The organism is Prochlorococcus marinus CUG1417 (assembly GCF_017695975.1).
Classification (GTDB): domain Bacteria; phylum Cyanobacteriota; class Cyanobacteriia; order PCC-6307; family Cyanobiaceae; genus Prochlorococcus_A; species Prochlorococcus_A marinus_AG.
Window position 1 is genome coordinate 13,055 of sequence record NZ_JAAORN010000001.1, and the last position, 16,222, is coordinate 29,276.

The 16,222-nt window shown below is 32.4% G+C and carries 18 protein-coding genes; 11 read left to right on the forward strand and 7 right to left on the reverse strand.

The window, feature by feature from the left end; translation table 11 throughout:
* Window positions 1-31 precede the first annotated feature (31 nt).
* The 3 genes from HA140_RS00055 to HA140_RS00065 all read left to right on the forward strand — a co-directional run bounded on the left by HA140_RS00055 (window position 32) and on the right by HA140_RS00065 (window position 3,553).
* Window positions 32-1,375: a PP2C family protein-serine/threonine phosphatase gene (locus HA140_RS00055; protein ID WP_209039181.1), complete on the forward strand. Its 1,344-nt coding sequence runs from the start codon at window positions 32-34 to the stop codon at window positions 1,373-1,375.
* 62 nt (window positions 1,376-1,437) lie between these two features.
* The gene (gene argH / locus HA140_RS00060; protein WP_209039182.1) at window positions 1,438-2,817 is read left to right on the forward strand and encodes an argininosuccinate lyase; all 1,380 of its coding nucleotides are present in this window, start codon (window positions 1,438-1,440) and stop codon (window positions 2,815-2,817) included.
* Between the two features lie 115 nt (window positions 2,818-2,932).
* A complete protein-coding gene (locus tag HA140_RS00065) occupies window positions 2,933-3,553 on the forward strand; it encodes an RNA recognition motif domain-containing protein (RefSeq protein WP_209039183.1) in 621 nt (206 codons plus the stop codon).
* Here the strand turns inward: HA140_RS00065 and dusA are convergent.
* Window positions 3,550-4,554 (reverse strand): tRNA dihydrouridine(20/20a) synthase DusA, encoded by a 1,005-nt coding sequence (gene dusA / locus HA140_RS00070; RefSeq protein WP_209039184.1) that lies wholly within the window; start codon window positions 4,552-4,554, stop codon window positions 3,550-3,552. The two genes, HA140_RS00065 and dusA, sit on opposite strands and share 4 nt — an antisense overlap.
* Window positions 4,555-4,576: 22 nt before the next feature.
* On the opposite strand from dusA, the gene msrB reads away from it, so the two are divergent.
* The 5 genes from msrB (at window position 4,577) to rsgA (ending at window position 8,157) form a co-directional block, all read left to right on the forward strand.
* On the forward strand, window positions 4,577-5,071 hold the full coding sequence (gene msrB / locus HA140_RS00075) for a peptide-methionine (R)-S-oxide reductase MsrB (protein ID WP_209039185.1): 495 nt from the start codon (window positions 4,577-4,579) through the stop codon (window positions 5,069-5,071).
* 75 nt (window positions 5,072-5,146) lie between these two features.
* Entirely contained in the window at window positions 5,147-5,866 is a 720-nt protein-coding gene (gene grpE / locus HA140_RS00080; protein WP_209039186.1) for a nucleotide exchange factor GrpE, read from the forward strand.
* 29 nt (window positions 5,867-5,895) lie between these two features.
* Window positions 5,896-7,020 carry a molecular chaperone DnaJ gene (dnaJ, locus tag HA140_RS00085; RefSeq protein WP_209039187.1) on the forward strand — a complete coding sequence of 375 codons (1,125 nt, stop codon included), beginning with the start codon at window positions 5,896-5,898 and terminating at the stop codon, window positions 7,018-7,020.
* On the forward strand, window positions 7,020-7,250 hold the full coding sequence (locus HA140_RS00090) for a sulfurtransferase TusA family protein (RefSeq protein WP_209039188.1): 231 nt from the start codon (window positions 7,020-7,022) through the stop codon (window positions 7,248-7,250). Before dnaJ ends, HA140_RS00090 begins: the two co-directional genes overlap by 1 nt.
* The gene (gene rsgA, locus HA140_RS00095; protein ID WP_209039189.1) at window positions 7,240-8,157 is read left to right on the forward strand and encodes a ribosome small subunit-dependent GTPase A; all 918 of its coding nucleotides are present in this window, start codon (window positions 7,240-7,242) and stop codon (window positions 8,155-8,157) included. Before HA140_RS00090 ends, rsgA begins: the two co-directional genes overlap by 11 nt.
* On the opposite strand, the gene HA140_RS00100 is transcribed toward rsgA, so the two are convergent.
* From HA140_RS00100 to murC, 3 genes are read right to left on the reverse strand one after another with little or no spacing between them, the layout of a single operon-like run.
* The gene (locus HA140_RS00100) at window positions 8,123-8,473 is read right to left on the reverse strand and encodes a YbaB/EbfC family nucleoid-associated protein (RefSeq protein WP_209039190.1); all 351 of its coding nucleotides are present in this window, start codon (window positions 8,471-8,473) and stop codon (window positions 8,123-8,125) included. The genes rsgA and HA140_RS00100 overlap by 35 nt on opposite strands.
* Window positions 8,474-8,489: 16 nt before the next feature.
* A complete protein-coding gene (murB, locus tag HA140_RS00105; RefSeq protein ID WP_209039191.1) occupies window positions 8,490-9,383 on the reverse strand; it encodes a UDP-N-acetylmuramate dehydrogenase in 894 nt (297 codons plus the stop codon).
* 17 nt (window positions 9,384-9,400) lie between these two features.
* Window positions 9,401-10,810 (reverse strand): UDP-N-acetylmuramate--L-alanine ligase, encoded by a 1,410-nt coding sequence (murC, locus tag HA140_RS00110; RefSeq protein ID WP_209039192.1) that lies wholly within the window; start codon window positions 10,808-10,810, stop codon window positions 9,401-9,403.
* A 193-nt stretch (window positions 10,811-11,003) separates the two neighbouring features.
* Between murC and gap the strand changes: the two genes are divergently transcribed.
* A complete protein-coding gene (gap, locus tag HA140_RS00115; RefSeq protein ID WP_209039193.1) occupies window positions 11,004-12,026 on the forward strand; it encodes a type I glyceraldehyde-3-phosphate dehydrogenase in 1,023 nt (340 codons plus the stop codon).
* Here gap and thiL read toward each other — a convergent pair whose 3' ends face one another.
* A complete protein-coding gene (gene thiL / locus HA140_RS00120) occupies window positions 12,027-13,013 on the reverse strand; it encodes a thiamine-phosphate kinase (RefSeq protein WP_209039194.1) in 987 nt (328 codons plus the stop codon).
* Window positions 13,006-14,097 (reverse strand): peptidylprolyl isomerase, encoded by a 1,092-nt coding sequence (locus HA140_RS00125; RefSeq protein WP_209039195.1) that lies wholly within the window; start codon window positions 14,095-14,097, stop codon window positions 13,006-13,008. The genes thiL and HA140_RS00125 overlap by 8 nt, the downstream gene beginning before the upstream one ends.
* Before the next feature lie 43 nt (window positions 14,098-14,140).
* Between HA140_RS00125 and efp the strand changes: the two genes are divergently transcribed.
* Together efp and accB are read left to right on the forward strand one after the other, a co-directional pair.
* Complete coding sequence (efp, locus tag HA140_RS00130) at window positions 14,141-14,701, forward strand: elongation factor P (protein WP_209039196.1); 561 nt, start codon at window positions 14,141-14,143, stop codon at window positions 14,699-14,701.
* Entirely contained in the window at window positions 14,701-15,207 is a 507-nt protein-coding gene (accB, locus tag HA140_RS00135; RefSeq protein WP_209039197.1) for an acetyl-CoA carboxylase biotin carboxyl carrier protein, read from the forward strand. Before efp ends, accB begins: the two co-directional genes overlap by 1 nt.
* On the opposite strand, the gene pdxA is transcribed toward accB, so the two are convergent.
* Complete coding sequence (pdxA, locus tag HA140_RS00140) at window positions 15,184-16,218, reverse strand: 4-hydroxythreonine-4-phosphate dehydrogenase PdxA (protein WP_209039198.1); 1,035 nt, start codon at window positions 16,216-16,218, stop codon at window positions 15,184-15,186. The genes accB and pdxA overlap by 24 nt on opposite strands.
* Window positions 16,219-16,222: the final 4 nt, after the last annotated feature.

The window sequence follows — 16,222 nt, forward strand, 5'->3', positions numbered from 1 at the left end:
TGTTAAAACATATTTATCTATTAGATTTGTTGTGACAAATAATCAAAATGAGAAATTATTTTCAAACAAATTTATTAAAAAATTTTTAGAAAATGAACCTGCACTATTTTTAAAAAATAAATATAAATTTGCTGAAATCGCGTCTTCATTATCATATTACTTAAAATCTTTTTCAAACGTAGATAAATTATTGGATTACATATGCTTAATTTTTAAACATATTTTTAATGAAAAAATAATATTAATTATCCCTTTAAATTATGAGGGAGAGATATGGAATGAAAATATAAAAATTTCAGCTAATAATGAATGTTCAATAATTCAAGAAGAAATTGCTAGTTTTTTTAAGCAATTTTATTTTTCTAGAAATTTTAAAATAAAAGAAATTTTAACTTTTGAAAATGCTCTAAAAGATAATTTTAAAGAATATAAAATTGAAACAAAAAAGATATTATCAAGAGGGAAATGTAGAGGATTTATATATATTTTTAGCAATGATATGACTAGCATATCGATTACTGAAGATAATAATTTTAATTTTATTCAAAATTGTTTGGCTGTTGGATTAGAAAATTACTGCTTAATAAAAGCAAAGAAAAAGCATGAGAACGTAGATAGAGAAATTTCAACTGGGGCTGAAATACAATCTCAATTGCTTCCAGATTATTGTCCCATTATTTATGGAGTTGACCTAGCCGCACATTGCAGACCAGCTCTCCAGTTAGGAGGGGATTACTATGATTTTATGTGCGTAAAGACGAATATCTCAGAAAAAAGAAAAGAAAAAGCTAGATGGGCATTTGTAATTGGTGACGTTATGGGTAAAGGAATTCCAGCTGGCCTTTTAATGACTATGCTGAGAGGAATGCTACGTGCAGAAGTTCTTACGGGGCTGCCTCCAGATAGAATTTTGCATGATTTGAATCAACTAGCGATAGATGATTTAGATCAATCTCATAGATTTGTAACATTGTTCTATTCAGATTATGACCCCAGAACTAGAAAATTGAGATTTGCTAATGCTGCACATAATCCTCCTTTGCTTTGGAAAAGTTCAGATCAGAAAATTATAAAATTAGATGCAGAGGGATTTGTACTTGGATTACAAAAAGACGCTGAATATGATTGTGGTGAAATCAAACTTAATGAAAATGATTTAGTTCTTTATTACACAGATGGAGTAATCGATACTTCTAATTCTTTGGGTGAAAGGTTTGATGAGGAAAGGTTAATTAAAACCCTTACAAAATTATGCAAGCAATCTTATACATCTCAAGAAATTTTAAATAAAATCTTCAAAAAATTAGATGATTTTACTGGCCAAAATAGACATTTGGAAGATGATGCATCTATTGTTATTTTTCAATTAAGGTAGATATTTTTTGTCACCTATATGAAAAAATGCTTTATTAGAGATATCTAAAGTTACTAATTGATATGGCAAAAGTTTGGAGTAAAAGGTTTGATAATTCACTTAACCCTTTTATTGAAAAGTTTAACGCTTCAATTGGTTTTGATAGAAAGCTTATTTTAGAAGATTTGGATTGTTCGATAGCTCATGCAAAAATGCTTGGCAAAACTAAAGTGTTATCCTCATCTGAAACGTCGATAATTATTAATGGTCTAGAGAAAATTAAGGTTGAGTATTTGCAGGGTAAATTTTTTCCAAGTTTTCCTTCTGAAGATATTCACTATTGTATTGAAGAAAAACTAATAAGTCTAATTGGTGAAACGGGGAAAAAGCTACACACAGGTAGAAGTAGAAATGATCAAGTTGGCACAGATATAAGGTTGTGGCTAAGAAAAGAGATTGATAACCTTGACATCTTAATAACTGATTTGCAAAAAGCTTTCTTAAATCATGCCAAATCTAATATTTATACTTTAATTCCTGGTTATACACATATGCAAAGAGCGCAACCTTTATCTTTGGCTCATCATTTATTGGCTTATTTAGAAATGCTTCAAAGGGATCGCGAAAGGTTGAAGGAAGTAAGATCAAGAGTCAATATTTCCCCATTAGGAGCTGCAGCATTAGCTGGCACAAAAATAAAAATAGATAGGAATTTTACAGCTGCAGAATTAGGTTTTGAAAACATTTATAAAAATAGTATTGATGCTGTAAGCGATAGGGATTTTTGTATTGAGTTTGTTTCTGCATCTGCTTTATTAATGTCTCATTTGAGTAAAATATCAGAGGAAATAATTTTGTGGGTAACTGATGAATTTTCTTTTGCAAAGTTAACGGACAAATGTGCTACTGGAAGTAGCTTGATGCCGCAGAAAAAAAACCCTGATGTTCCAGAATTGATAAGAGGTAAAACCGGAAGAGTTTATGGACATCTTCAAGCATTGTTAACAATGGTCAAAGGTGTACCACTTGCATACAATAAGGATTTTCAAGAAGATAAAGAGCCAATATTTGATACTGCAGAGACAATCTCTTCTTGCCTTAAAGCAATGACAATCTTAATTGATGAAGGCATAAAATTTAATATCAAAGATTTATCTAATTCGGTAGCAAATGATTTTTCTAACGCCACTGATTTAGCAGATTACTTAGTTGGTAAAAATGTTCCTTTTCGAACTGCGTATCAAGTTGTTGGTGAAATCGTTAAATATTGTTTGGAGAGGAAAATGTTGTTTAAAAATCTCAAAATTGATGAATTTAAAAAATTTCATCCCGAATTTGATGAGGATGTTTTTGTGGACCTTGAACCTTTTAATGTTGTTAAGTCAAGAACTAGTGAAGGTGGAACTGGTTTTGAACAAGTAGAAAAAGAGGTAAATAATTGGCAGAAAAAATTGTTACTTTGAATCTAAATTTTTTTTCTACAACTGGGGTATTCTTTGAAGTAGAATAATGATGTAAAGTTATGAGACTACTTATTGTAGTTTTTTAATAAGGTAAATTTTCTTTGTTGAGTTTAAAGTGAGTATTTTTGTTGGCAATCTGCCATTCCGCGCGGAGCGTGAAGACGTTTTACAGTTGTTTGCCCCTTTTGGTGAAGTTTTAAATTGTTCTCTTCCCCTTGAAAGAGATACTGGAAGAAAAAGAGGATTCGCATTCGTTGAAATGTCAGATGAAGCAATTGAGTCAGCAGCTATTGATGGTTTGCAAGGTACGGAGCTCATGGGTAGACCATTAAGAATTAATAAGGCCGAGCCAAGAGGTTCTGGCGGATCTCGAAGAGGAGGAAGAAGTGGCGGTTACGGCGGTGGAAATAATGGTGGCAGCTATGGCGGTGGCGGTTACGGCGCTGGAAATAATGGTGGCAGCTATGGCGGTGGCGGTTACGGCGCTGGCGGTTACGGCGGTGGAAATAATGGTGGCGGTTACGGCGGTGGCGGTTACGGCGGTGGAAATAATGGTGGCAGCTATGGCGGTGGGTCTGAATCTAATGCCAATTACACTAATAAACCTTCTGGAGCAGAAGGGTGGGAGGACAGAAGTTATGGAAACACCTCTGAAAATGCTGAATATGAAAGCGGTAGGAGTAGAAGAAAAAGGGGAGTTTCTAATGACAGCAATGCTGCAATCGAGGATAACTAGTACCCCATTTCTTCGAGCTTTTTAGTTTCTTTAAGTAGATATTCAATATCTAATTTTTTATCTATAGATTTATTAGAAATTTGATTTCTCCAAATTTTTGCTTTTGGAATACCTTCGACCAAATTTATTAGATGTTTGCAAATATCCCAAGATTTTCCTCCATTAGTTAAATGTTCATCTATGTATGGGATTAAGGAGAATATAATATTTGAAGCTGATTTAGGTTCGGTATTGATTCCATAAACTTTTTGATCAATTTCAGACCATCTTAAGGGATGTTTATACACAGAACGTCCAATCATGACACCATCAAAATCATTTAGAGCTTTTAATGATTCATCGATATTTGTGAAACCTCCATTGATTTCTATTAATAATTCTGGATTTGATTTTTTCAATTTTTTTACTAAATCATAATTTAGTGGGGGTATAGTTCTGTTTTGTTTTGGATTAAGACCTTTTAATATCGCTTTCCTTGCATGGACTGTAAATCTGTCTGCACCAGCATTTGCGATAATTCTTACGAATTTATTCAAGTTAACGAAACTATCATCATTGTCTACACCGATTCTGTGTTTGATTGTCACCGGTAAGTTGCAATTATTTTTTAAGGATTCTATACATTTTGCTACTGTTAGAGGGTCTTTCATAAGTGAAGCTCCAAAATTTCCAGAACAGACCCTTGGACTCGGACAACCAACATTAAAGTTTATTTCGTCATAACCCCAATCCTGTGCTATTCGGGCTGCCTCTTTAAGGATTTTTGGATTGTCCCCTCCAAACTGAATCGATATCGGGTGTTCTTCATTATTAAAATCTAAAAATTTTTCCTTTTTATCCGTATGAAATAAACTTTTGGCCACAATCATTTCCGTATATAGCAGAGCTTTAGAGCTTATTTTTCTCATTATCATTCTGAAATGTTTATCAGTACAATCCATCATTGGAGCAATACTTAATTTATGAATATTTTTAATAGAATCGGAATGTATGGAACTCATTACTTTTTATGTGAGTAAATATATGAATCAATTTTTATCAAGAAGAACTTTTATTCTAATTCCTACTATGTCAATACTAAAAACATTTTTTAAGCCTATGCAAGTTTTAGCTTCTTCGCTTGCTTCTAAAGAGGAGTGGAATTTATCAAAAGAAGAATGGAAATCTAGGCTAAGTCCAGAATCCTACTATATTTTGAGGGAGGAAGGCACTGAAAGAGCTTTCAGTAGCGAATTAAATAATGAGAAAAGAAAAGGGGTTTTTCACTGTGCAGGATGTGATTTACCACTTTTTCTCTCAGATAAAAAGTTTGATAGTGGCACTGGTTGGCCAAGTTTTTGGGATTCAATTCAAGGATCAGTTGCAACAAAGGTTGATTTTAAGTTAATTGTTCCCAGAACTGAATATCATTGCTCTAGATGCGGAGGTCATCAAGGACATGTTTTTAATGATGGCCCTCTTCCTACAGGGAAAAGATACTGTAATAATGGATTAGCATTAAGGTTTGTTCCTGAGTAAAAATTTGTGCGGCCTTCCGTAACTTGTTTTGTGCATCACTTTATTAGAAAATAGTCTTATTAAATTTTTAGAAAAATGATTGAAAATCAATCAGATAATATTGATATTAAAGAAAATGATGTTTCTAATCAGGATAATGCTTCTGAAGATACTTCATCTGCCGAAGAAAAAATAATCGATAATGATGAATTATCTTCTCAAAAAACAGAAGAAATAAATACCGAAGAATTAAAAAATACTATTTCTAATAATGATGCGAGATTAGAACAATTAGAAAAAGAGCATGAGACATTAAAAAATCAGTATGTAAGAATTTCAGCAGATTTTGATAATTTTAGAAAAAGGCAGTCTAGGGATCAGGGGGATTTAAAAATCCAACTTGTTTCAAAGACTTTAACGGCAATACTTCCTATCGTTGATAATTTTGAGAGAGCAAGACAACAACTGAAACCAGAAAGTGAAGAAGCTCAAGCTCTTCATAGAAGTTATCAAGGATTGTATAAACAATTGGTAGAAGTTTTAAAACAACAGGGAGTCTCTCCAATGAGGGTTGTTGGTCAGCAATTTGATCCAAGCTTGCATGAAGCTGTATTAAGAGAGCCAAGTGACGAGTTTGATGAAGATTGTATTATTGAGGAATTACAGCGTGGATATCATCTAGAAGGTAAGGTTTTGAGACATGCATTGGTTAAGGTTTCTATGGGACCCGGTAAACAAAATTCACAACAGGAAGTAGAAACGGATACAGTTGAAGAGGATGTAGATTCAGAGGAAAATACTTCTGAAGATGTATAAATTCCAAATTTTTATTTGAGCATTATCCAATGGCTGATTTTTACCAAATACTTGGAGTTTCAAGAGATGCAGATGCTGATACCTTAAAAAGGGCTTATAGAAAATTAGCTAGACAATATCATCCTGATGTTAACAAAGAACCTGGTGCTGAAGACAAATTTAAAGAAATTGGCAAGGCTTATGAAGCATTAGCTGATCCTGAAACAAGAGCTAGATATGATCAGTTTGGAGAGGCCGGCCTTGGAGGTGCGGCTGGAATGCCTGATATGGGAGATATGGGTGGCTTTGCAGATTTATTTGAAACTTTTTTTAATGGCTTTGGCGGACAAAATCCCCAGGGTGGAAGAACTCAAAGAAGAGGCCCTCAACAAGGAGATGATTTAAGGTATGACCTTAATGTTGACTTTAAAGATGCAATATTTGGCCAACAAAGAGAAATTAAAATTCCTCATCTTGAGACATGTGAAGTCTGTAGGGGAACAGGTGCCAAACCAGGAACTGGACCAAAAACTTGTTCTACATGTGGTGGAAGCGGACAAGTTAGAAGAGCTACAAGAACACCTTTTGGTAATTTCACACAAGTAGCTGAATGTCCTTCATGTAATGGAGCTGGTCAGATTATTGCTGATCCATGTGTAAGTTGTGGCGGTAATGGAGTAAAGCAAGTTAGAAAAAAATTAAGAATTAATATTCCTGCAGGAGTTGATACTGGTACTAAATTAAGAGTTTCCGGAGAGGGAAATGTTGGTTTGAAAGGGGGCCCGCCTGGAGATCTTTATGTTTTTATTAAGGTTAAGAATGATTCGAAATTAAAAAGAGATGGTGTGACTATTTATTCAGAAATAGTTGTGAGTTATTTACAGGCAATTTTAGGAGATACTGTCGAAATTATTACAGTTGATGGCAAAGTTAATTTAAAAATCCCTAGTGGTACGCAACCAAATACTACCCTTTCACTTGAAAATAAAGGAGTACCTAGACTTGGTAATCCAGTTGCTAGAGGAAATCATGAAGTTCTTGTAAAAGTAAAATTGCCAACTCGTATAACTGATGAAGAGCGAAATCTTTTAGAGGGTTTAGCTTCTCAGTATTCAGATAAAAATATTAATTCCAGTAGTGGACTATTTAGTAAATTATTTGGTAAAGAATCTTAATGACTTCTTTAAAGTATTTGGATCTGAAATCTGTTCCATGTCCTTTAAATGTCGTAAAAATTAAATTGGCTTTAGAGAAGTTATCCAAAAATGAACAACTTATTGTTGAACTAGATAAAGGAGAACCAGAAGAAATGGTATTAAAAAACTTAAAAGAGATGGGATGTTTGTATGAACAAATCAAAGAACATGAAAAATTTTTAAAAATAAAAATTCTGAATGAAAACTAATAGTAAACATTTAGGTTTAGTTACGAAAAAATTTAATGAATTTTTCTTTGTTGACCTAAAAAATAAAGAACACTTTGGAACTAGTCAAAGATTTTTATGTAAGGTAAAAAAGTCTATTAATTTCAAAGATCAATTTATTTATGTTGGAGATGAAGTAGAAATTGATAATATTGATTTAACAAGCAAAAGGGCAGTAATAACAAGTCTAAAAAAGAGACAAAATTTATTAAATAGACCATCAGTTGCAAATCTTTCTAACATTTATATTACTTTTTCAGTTGAAGAGCCAAAGTTAAATTTATCTCAAGTTAATAGGTTTTTGATATCAGCAGAATCTATGGGGGTAGAAGTGTCATTAGTTTTGACAAAGTGTGATTTAATATCAGACAAAAAACAGATTTTTTTACTTGATAAATTTAAGAAATGGGGTTATCAAGCAATTACTTTAAATTTACATCAATCTAATCACTTTGAAGATTTATTAGCTGATTTAAAGAAAAAAAAGTGTTCGATTTTTATGGGCCCATCGGGTGTTGGTAAAACTACTTTGCTTAACAAGATAATTCCAGGTCTTCAAAATAATACTGCTCCAGTTTCTAATAAAATTAAGAGAGGTAAAAACACTACTCGAAATGTTGAGTTATTTTCCATATCTAATCAAAGTTATGTTGTTGATACGCCAGGTTTTAATATGCAACCTCTAGAGGTTGATATAAGACTGTTGCCAAATCTTTTTTCGGAAATATATAAACAAGTAATCGATGAGGGAATTAGGTGTAAATTTCGGGACTGCTTACATTTGAATGATGATGGCTGTAATTTAAATAAATCTTTTGAAAGATATTCTTTTTATAAAGAAATAATCGAGTCTTCTAAGAGTCACTATTATCAAAACCTGGAAGATTAAGATTTAATCCACCAGTTAAATCATTCATTCTTTCTTTCATAGTGGTAGTAGATAATTCATGAGCTTTTTGAATGGCTTGTAATATGTTTTGCTCAATTTTTTCTTTATCTGAATTTAAAATATTATCTTGCACTTCTACCTTTAAAGGAACTTGGTTCCCGCTTATCCATACTTTTACCATTTCATCATCACTTTTCCCTTCAATTTCCATATTTTCAAGTTCATCTTGTAATTTTTGTGCATCTTGTTGAATTTGTTTAGCTTTTTTAAAAGCTTCTGTAAGTTGTCCAAAATTAGGAAGTCCAAAACCCGCCATTTTAAAAAAAGTTTCTTTAATTAGGATAGTCAAAACCAATCATTCTTACTTCCGGTTGCAGATAAATCCCTTTGTTTTGTAGTATTTTTTGTTGAATTACAGTTATTAATTCATAAATATCTTTTGAACTTGCTGAAGAATTGTTAATTATAAAATTTGAATGCATTGTAGAAATTTCAGCTCCCCCAATTTTAAATCCCTTTAAACCCAAATCATCAATTAATTTCGCTGCATAATTATTTTCTGGATTTTTAAAAACACTACCAAAACTTGGTAGATGATATGGCTGGGCTTTTGTTTTTAATTTGAGGTTATTTTTGGTTGTTTTAATTAATTGTTCTAGATTACCATTGGGCTCAAAATGTAGCTTTGCACTAATAATAGCTAAATCATTACTTTGAAAAGAACTAAATCTATACTCAAAATCGATATCTTTTTTTTTAATTTCAAGTTGTTCATTAGTTTTATTATTGATAACTTTTACAGAAATAAGGTTTTTTGCTAGCGATAAATTATTTGTACCAGCATTCATATAAATTGCACCTCCTAAAGTTCCTGGAATTCCGACAGCCCATTCTCCTCCTTGTAATCTATTTTTTGCAAGACAATTAGATAATGTTGGGAGCATTACACCAGCTTCCGCTTCAACGATTCCTGAAAAAGGTTCAATCGCTAAAGTTTTCATTTTTTTTGTACATATAACTAAACCTTTTATAAAAATATTATTTATTAGTAGATTTGAACCTGCACCAATTATTTGGCATTTATGTTTATTTGAATTAGCCCATTTTATGAGGTATGAAAATTCGGCAATGCTGCTTGGCTCAGCAAAATATTCCGCTACTCCTCCCACTTTTATGGTTGTAAAACTACTCAGATTACAGTTCTTAGAAAAAATCTTTTTATTCATAAATTAGTTAAGAATTTTTATAATTTTTTATCATTTAAAATTGACCAGAAATTATGACAATCTCCAGCTCCCATATTCAAAATTAAATCCCCTTTTTGAGTTAAATTGTAAAAATTTTTTGTAATTTCATGATAATTATTTATGTAACTAACATTTTTGTTTTGTTTATAAATCAGATCAGTGATAATTTCCGAATTAATTTTCTCTTCGTTTATTTCTCCCGCGTCATAAATACTAGTTACGTAAATAACATCTGCTTTAGACAATTCTTCAGCGAATTCTTTAGTAAATTTCTTGACTCGAGAGTATCTATGGGGTTGAAATATAGCGATTAATCTGCTTTTTTGAGATTCATTATTATGTTTTTGCTTAATAAATAATCTTCCTAATTTAATCGTTTCTTTTATTTCGTTTGGATGATGTGCATAGTCATCATATAAGTGTCTTTCATCTATTTCGCCTCTGAATTCAAATCTTTTTTTTGGTAGTTTAAGGTATTTTATATTTTTCTTAATTTCTAAAAAATCTATACCTATCATTCTTGAAGCTGCAATTGCAGCGGTGATATTAGATAGATTATGTGATCCTGGAATTGGAATATTTAAACTACTAATAAAATTTCCATTTTCATAATATTCACCAATTGTATACCTTTCATTAATTACAGTTGGAATTATGGCATAAGCTACGTTTTTTGTTGTAATATTTGACCACTTGCTATCAGAATGAAAATTTTCTCTCGTAGTTTTACAATCAAAATTAATTAATAATTTTTTAGAATTTTCAGCGAAACTTGTAAAAGAAGATATAACTTCACTTAAATTAGAAAAATGATCGCAATGATCAAAATCAATGTTATTGATTATTCCAATGTCAGATTTATATTTATTAATTGTCCCGTCAGATTCATCAACTTCGGCTACTAAGAATTCTGTATTTTCTAAATGACAATTAGAGTTATAGATGGGAATTATTCCTCCAGTTATTGAAGAAGAATTATGTGTACATAACTCAAGTATCGTAGAGAGAAATGTACTGGTTGATGTTTTTCCGTGGCTGCCTCCTACGGCTAATGTAGTGTAATTGCGCATTAGCATTGCAAGTATCTCTGAACGATGTTTAACTGGTAAATTTTTTTTCTTACAGTACATTAATTCTTTATTTTCTGGCTTGATAGCTGTGCTTACAACAAAATTAATCAATTTGTTGTTAAATTTTGAAGTTATAAATTCAATATTTTGCCCAACTTGATTATTGAAGATAATTGCACCTAATTTTTCTAATTTATATGTTTCATCGTTTTTAACTAAATCAGATCCTGAAACTGAATAACCATTTTTCAGTAAACCCATTGCAATTGCTGACATTCCAATACCTCCCACTCCAATGAAATGAAAATGATTTTTAGGTATTAATTCTTTAACCAATGTTTATCTTTTCCTTAAATTAAAATAACTTCAATGTAAAATTTTGGTATTTTTTCTTAAAAAAAAATGATTTTTTTTCTCGAATTAATACAAAACTAGACTTATTTGCTTAATAAATCAAAAAAACCTTACGTTATTGCACAAAATTCAGTATGATCAGCAACTTAGGTTAATCATTTAGAAATTATTAGTTATGACTTTGCGTGTTGCAATTAACGGATTTGGCAGAATTGGTCGAAACTTTATGCGTTGTTGGCTCAGTAGAGGTGCTTACACCAATATTGAAGTTGTTGGTATTAACGTTACTTCAGATCCTAAGACCAATGCTCATCTTTTAAAATACGACTCAGTTCTTGGTCAACTTGATGGCGTTGATATTAAGTATACTGACGATACTTTTGTAATTAATAATAAAACAATCAAGTGTTTCTCTGATAGAAACCCGTTGAATTTACCTTGGAAAGACTGGGGTGTAGATCTTGTAATTGAATCAACTGGAGTTTTTAATACAGATGTTGGGGCAAGTAAGCACCTAGAAGTAGGAGCAAAAAAAGTTATTTTAACTGCACCTGGTAAGGGTGCTGGAGTTGGTACTTTTGTTGTTGGAGTAAATGCTGACACATACAAACATAAAGATTATGATATTTTGAGCAATGCTAGTTGTACCACAAACTGTTTAGCTCCAGTAGTTAAAGTTTTGGATCAAACCTTTGGGATTAATAAAGGTTTGATGACTACAATTCATAGTTATACTGGTGATCAAAGAATTCTAGATAATAGTCATAGAGATTTAAGAAGGGCTCGAGCCGCCGCTACCAATATCGTTCCAACTTCTACGGGTGCTGCTAAAGCTGTTGCACTGGTTTATCCAGAAATGAAAGGTAAATTAACAGGAATTGCAATGAGGGTTCCTACACCTAATGTCTCAGCGGTTGATTTTGTTTTTGAATCTTCTAAATCCGTCACAAGTGAGGAAGTTAATAATGCTCTTAAAGAAGCATCTTTAGATTCAATGAAGGGCATTATTAAGTATGGAGATGAACCACTAGTTTCTAGCGATTATGCAGGTACGAATGAATCATCAATTGTAGATAGTGACCTCACAATGTGTATAGGAGATAATCTTGTTAAGGTCCTTGCTTGGTATGATAACGAGTGGGGTTACAGCCAAAGGGTTGTAGATTTAGCGGAGATTGTTGCCAAAAATTGGGAATAATTAAAAGTGCTTGAAAGGTGTGTTTTCCAATAATTGATTTTTATTTTTATCTTTAAATTCTATTGTTGGTCTACCATTAGAAAAATAACCAATCTCGTAAATACTTTTATCGAGCTTTGATAAATTATTTGCCCATTTTTTGGGTAATGAGAAAACTAATTCGTAATCTTCACCTCCAAAGAAATAATATTCATCCCATTTATCTCCTTGGGGCCAATGCTTATCTTTGGGTATTTTTTCGTAATTCATAATTGCTTTACAGTTGCTAGCTATTGCTAAATCTTGTATGGCTTGAAATAGACCGTCACTACTATCAGTACATCCTATTCTTCTGATTTTTTTATTTGATCGAGTTTTAAGGAGATTTTTTAGAAAATTTGGGTAAACTTGAGGACGACAAAAATGTTTAATGGACTTACTGATTAATTTCTCATCAAGAGAAATATCATTATCGAAATTAATTTTATTTTGTATCATAAATCCTAATTTGCTGAGGCCATGAATTCCCGTAGTACAAATAACATCTCCTGGTTTACATGCGTTTCTTCGTAATTCAAGTTCACCTTGAATTCCAAAGGCCGTAATGGAAATAATTTTTTCATCTCCCTTTGAGCAATCTCCCCCAAGAATTATCCCGCCATATTTTTTTAATGCTTCATTGATTCCAGTGTATAATTCTTCAATCCAAATCCATTCAGTTTTAGAAGGTAGAATTAGACTTATTGTAATACCTATAGTTTTTTTACTTCCACTTGATATTAAGTCAGAGATGTTGCTAACAACTGCTTTCCAACCAAGGTCTTGAGGGCAAATAGTATTGTCATTGAAATGAACATTTTCTACCAAAGAATCAGTATTAACAAGTAAATTTTCATTTTTAGTTTTGATTAAAGCGCAGTCATCTGAAACTTGATTTCTAGGCATAAATTTTCCTAGCCTGTTTATTAATTCTTTTTCCCCTATATCTTCTAATTTTTCTTTATGCATTTAATTTGAGGTTTTCAATCCCTTCTAAAACATCTATTGAAATTATTGTGTCATCTTTAGTGAGCTCTTCTAATACATCAAATCCATTTACAACGTAACCAAATGCAGCATTCCGCCCGTCTATTAAATTACGACCTGCTGGATTTAATTCTGCTTCATATAAAAAGAAGAAAAATTGCGATGAGCCATCATCAACTGCGGTATTTGAATGGGACCATCCTAGAGTTCCAAGTGTTGCAAAAGGTAATGTTGGCGTCTCTGTGTAAAGACCTAAATCTTCAAAAGTTTGATTATAAAAAGTATCCTTTTCATCAGGAATTCTAATTTCTAGAGGAACGTGACGTTCTTCATTTGTTTCAGGATCTATGAATCCAATTGCATCACCAATTGGATCACCTGTTTGCAATACAAAAAATTCTTCTGCTCTGTTAATCGGTAAATCTTTGTAGAAGTTTTTTGATGATAAATCTATAAATGCTCCAGCTGTAAGTGGTGCGTTAAATCCATCCACAATAGCTTGCATATCTCCTTTGGAGGTTTTTATATTGACTTTTGCTCTGCCCAGTAATCTTGGTAAATTATCAAATTCTTCGGGTATAGAATATGGAAATTTATTTGGTAGAAAATATTCTTCTATCCCACCTATTTTATCTAAAGCATCTCTTCGGGTCGCTATAAATGAGTATTTATCTTTTGATTTAGAATAATCTTGAAGGCTATTAAAATTTTCTTTGAGCTCTAAAAATGTTTTTTCAGCAATTTTCTTTTTATCGTTTGGCAATTCTTGAATAATTTTACTTTGGTATTTTTTTAGTAAAGATTGACATTTTGTAACAGTTTTCGTAAGAGCAGGCCATCTTCCTCCTCTTACAAGGTCACTAGTTTCTTCTAATTTGTGTTGAATTTCTTGTAACTCAACTTGCTTGATAGGGAGAGCGTTTCTGAGGATTGCATTAGGGTCTTTTACTGCATTTCCAGTAGGTAAATCAGCTAGTACTTGAGTTGGTTTAATGAGAAAAACCTGTAAAATTATGATTGATAGAATTAAGAAAAGTTTGTTCTGATTTGATAAGAATTTTTGCATAGCACTCTTGCAGGTTTATGATCCTTGGGGATGTAATACAGGAATGATTTCCAGTAACGATTTTCGCACAGGTACCACCATCGAATTGGATGGACAAGTTTGGCGTGTTGTAGAATTTCTACATGTCAAGCCTGGTAAGGGTTCTGCGTTTGTGCGAACAAAATTAAAATCAGTTCAAAGCGGCAACGTGGTTGAAAAAACTTTTCGAGCCGGAGAATCAGTACAACAGGCTATCCTTGAGAAGTCTAACCTGCAACATACTTATGTGGAGTCTGGAGATTATGTTTTTATGGATATGACAAGTTTCGAAGAGACAAGACTTTCCGCTGAGCAAATCGGGAGAGGCGCAAAGTATTTGAAAGAAGGTATGGAGGTTAATGTAATTTTCCATAATGGTAAAGTTTTAGAAGTTGAACTTCCAATATCTATTACTTTGAAAGTTACAGAGACTGACCCTGGAGTTAAAGGTGATACTGCAAGTGGGGGTACTAAACCAGCTATTCTGGAAACAGGTGCTCAAGTTATGGTTCCTTTATTTATTTCGGTAGGAGAAATGATTAAGGTGGATACACGTAACGATAGTTATCTTGGACGTGAAAATTAATGGCTATGAAATTAGATCATGAAGACTTAAATCGCTTAATAGATAAGATCTCTTTAAGCGATATTCAAGAATTCTCACTAGAGGGAGAAGATTTTAAACTCGAAATAAAACGGAATTTAAATGATCAGACTCATTTAAATAATAATTTAGTTTCTAATACTTCATTTGATAGCCAATCAATTTCCAATCAAAAAACTATCAATGATAATTTATCATTGGCAAATGAGCCTGAAGTGCCCCAGGTGGCACCTCCAGGCCGTGCAGATCTAGTTGAAATTACTTCTCCTATGGTAGGAACCTTTTACAGGGCAGCAGCCCCTGGGGAGGCTCCATTTGTCGAAGTAGGAAACCTTATTAAGGTTGGCCAGACGATTTGTATTTTGGAAGCTATGAAGTTAATGAATGAAATTGAATCTGAATTTAATGCGGAAATAGTAGAGATTCTTGTGGAGAATGGAACGCCAGTTGAATTTGGTCAAGTTTTAATGCGAGTTAAGCAGTCTTGAATTTCTAGTAATTTCAATCGCAGCCTTTATAGCCTCAATCATGCTTTGACATTGAGCTATCCCTTTGCCAGTAATATCAAATCCCGTTCCATGATCTGGAGATGTTCTTATAAAAGGCAAACCTATAGTGGTATTTACTGAGTAATTAAGAGCTATAACTTTCATCGGTATTAAACCTTGATCATGATACATTGCAAGAATACCATCATGATGTTCAGCATCTTTGTCTCTCCAAGCTTTTGCTGACGAATTCCAGCAGCTATCTGGGGACAAAGGCCCTAATAATTTAATATCTCTATTCCTTTTATTCCAATCAAGCAATGCTTTATTAAGCCAATCTTTTTCTTCACTACCCAAAATCCCTTCTTCGCCAGCATGAGGGTTTAATCCGGCAACTTTTAAAGTAGGTTTATTAATATAGGTGCTACAAAAATCCCTGAAAAGATCTAATTTGGAATGGATTAGTTCTGTGGTTAATTTTTTAGGAACCTCACAAAGAGCTATGTGGGTTGTGGCTAGTAAAGTATTAAATCTCCAGCCTGTAATTGGTGATTTTGCGGTGAATAACATTCCAACATTTTTCACTCCACATGATTTTGCTAACACTTCAGTTTGACCAGAGTAGAAATGACCCGCTAATGACCATGATTTTTTACAAATTGGTCCAGTTACAAGTGCTGAATTAGGATATTCTTTTACAATTTCAATTGCTTTTTTCAAGTAATAAAAACTAGCATTTCCATAACTTGATGGAGAGTTATTTTTAGCTGATGAAATTTCAAGATCATGAATTTTTAAATAATTAGGATTTGCGAGGTTTTCTATTCCTAAAGACTTAAGGTGCCTATATGTATTTTGTAGATTTTTTTTTGAACCAACTAATAAAAAGTCAATATTTTCTGGTATTTCATCAGAACAAAGAGCTTTTAAGATTATTTCAGGTCCTATGCCAGATTCATCTCCCACCGTTATTACAATTTTAAATGAATTTTCTGTATTTTTAGTATTCATAAAA

Coding starts and splice junctions, on each gene's coding strand:
- argH (WP_209039182.1), top strand. CDS start 1,438: ATGGCAAAAGTTTGGAGTAAAAGGTTTGATAATTCACTTAACCCTTTT.
- dusA (WP_209039184.1), bottom strand. CDS start 4,554: ATGAGTTCCATACATTCCGATTCTATTAAAAATATTCATAAATTAAGT.
- msrB (WP_209039185.1), top strand. CDS start 4,577: ATGAATCAATTTTTATCAAGAAGAACTTTTATTCTAATTCCTACTATG.
- grpE (WP_209039186.1), top strand. CDS start 5,147: ATGATTGAAAATCAATCAGATAATATTGATATTAAAGAAAATGATGTT.
- dnaJ (WP_209039187.1), top strand. CDS start 5,896: ATGGCTGATTTTTACCAAATACTTGGAGTTTCAAGAGATGCAGATGCT.
- HA140_RS00090 (WP_209039188.1), top strand. CDS start 7,020: ATGACTTCTTTAAAGTATTTGGATCTGAAATCTGTTCCATGTCCTTTA.
- rsgA (WP_209039189.1), top strand. CDS start 7,240: ATGAAAACTAATAGTAAACATTTAGGTTTAGTTACGAAAAAATTTAAT.
- HA140_RS00100 (WP_209039190.1), bottom strand. CDS start 8,473: ATGGCGGGTTTTGGACTTCCTAATTTTGGACAACTTACAGAAGCTTTT.
- murB (WP_209039191.1), bottom strand. CDS start 9,383: ATGAATAAAAAGATTTTTTCTAAGAACTGTAATCTGAGTAGTTTTACA.
- gap (WP_209039193.1), top strand. CDS start 11,004: ATGACTTTGCGTGTTGCAATTAACGGATTTGGCAGAATTGGTCGAAAC.
- thiL (WP_209039194.1), bottom strand. CDS start 13,013: ATGCATAAAGAAAAATTAGAAGATATAGGGGAAAAAGAATTAATAAAC.
- HA140_RS00125 (WP_209039195.1), bottom strand. CDS start 14,097: ATGCAAAAATTCTTATCAAATCAGAACAAACTTTTCTTAATTCTATCA.
- efp (WP_209039196.1), top strand. CDS start 14,141: ATGATTTCCAGTAACGATTTTCGCACAGGTACCACCATCGAATTGGAT.
- accB (WP_209039197.1), top strand. CDS start 14,701: ATGGCTATGAAATTAGATCATGAAGACTTAAATCGCTTAATAGATAAG.
- pdxA (WP_209039198.1), bottom strand. CDS start 16,218: ATGAATACTAAAAATACAGAAAATTCATTTAAAATTGTAATAACGGTG.